At 39.8% G+C, this 1,634-nt stretch carries 2 protein-coding genes; both read left to right on the forward strand.

The features are described 5' to 3' along the window. On the forward strand, positions 1–676 hold a 676-nt coding region (locus UC75_RS12405), incomplete at its 5' end, for a type I glyceraldehyde-3-phosphate dehydrogenase (RefSeq protein ID WP_228137342.1). Between the two features lie 311 nt (positions 677–987). Further along, on the forward strand, positions 988–1,634 hold a 647-nt coding region (locus UC75_RS21555), incomplete at its 3' end, for an ATP phosphoribosyltransferase regulatory subunit (RefSeq protein WP_228137343.1).

Below are 1,634 nucleotides of genomic sequence, written 5' to 3' on the forward strand. Positions count from 1 at the left end.
TGCAACGCGTCATCTACAAGCAGGGGCGAAGCGGGTGATTATTGGAGCAGCACCTTTTGATCATGTCGATGCAGCCATTGTTTATGGTGTGAACCATCATGAAGTGAAAGTGACTGATCAGATCATATCAAGCGTTTCATGTACTACGCAGGCTTTGGTTCCATTAGTGAAAATCATTGATGATGCTTTTGGTATTGAAACTGCGCTTATGACCGAGATTCATGCAGTAACGGCTGACCAATCTGTACTCGATCACGCACATCGTGATTTGCGCCGCGCTAGAGCTTCAGGGCAAAATATTATTCCGACCACATCTAGTGCACTCGGTGCATTAAAACGTGTTATGCCTAAAATGGAAGACCGTATAGATGGTTATTCAATTCGGGTACCTACCATTAATGTAGCTGCAATTGACTTAACTTTTATCGCGCAATCTCCAATTACTGTGCATCATATTAATGAATTGCTAATTAAAGCATCTCAAACAGACTATGCAGAAATTATGGCAGTAACGGATGAGCCGTTAGTTTCTAGTGATTTTAACCATTCACCTTATTCACTTATCGTTGATTTAACTCAGACGATGGTCGTTGGGCATCAAGCTAAAGTATTTGCTTGGTACGATAATGAATGGGGCTATGCAAATCGATTATTAGATTTGTGTGATTCTTTCTAAATTTAAAATAACTTAAGAAAGCTATTCAACAGTCAAGGTCGGTTAATTGCAAACAAGGCGATAGTTCAGATATTAGCCCTTTCTTTAGTCGAAGAACTTTAGTAAGTAACTAAATTGAATAAGAGTAAGGCTTTGAATACTATTGTTTATTCTTATTATCTTCTTTTTGACTTTAGAGTTTATTAAGGAAGATTTATGCAAATTGTCAGGTGCATGGCAGAAAGTATCATGCTACACTAAGAGAAATCGGGTGTGTTCCCGATTTTTTTATGTGGGGTCGTTCCACGTTGATCAGATTTTAGGCTTGAAATATGACCATTTCAGAGACATGGTTGCTGCCTGACGGGGTAGCAGATGTATTGCCGGAACAGGCACAAGTCATTGAAAAACTTCGCCGTGAAGCTTTAGATTTCCTCGCGGTGCGAGGTTATCAATTGGTATATACACCATTTATCGAATACATCGAATCGTTGTCTTCATTATCAGAATCAAATCAAGACTTAGATTTAGTAACTTTTAAGGTTATTGATCAGCTCTCAGGCCGTTTACTCGGTGTTCGTGCTGATATGACGCCGCAAGTTGCACGTATTGATGCACATGTAAGACCAGTTGAAGGTGTTGCACGTTACTGTTATTCAGGGACTGTATTACATACTAAACCACAAAATTTCAATGCCACACGTGCACCTTTGCAATTAGGTGCAGAGTTATATGGCCACGATAGTATCGAAGCTGATGTCGAAATGGTCGATGTTATGCTGGGATTGATTGAGAACATCTATACCTTACAAGGCGCGCATTTAGATTTGGGCCATGTAGGCTTGTTCCGCAGTCTAGTGAAGTATGCTGGCCTGTCAAAAAATGAAGAACATGAACTGTCTGATCTTTATCAAAGAAAAGCATTGCCAGAGTTAGCAGAGTTTACTCAAAGCCTTAACATGGGTTCTGATTTCTATGC

It is taken from the genome of Acinetobacter sp. V2, from assembly GCF_001188385.1.
Classification (GTDB): domain Bacteria; phylum Pseudomonadota; class Gammaproteobacteria; order Pseudomonadales; family Moraxellaceae; genus Acinetobacter; species Acinetobacter oleivorans.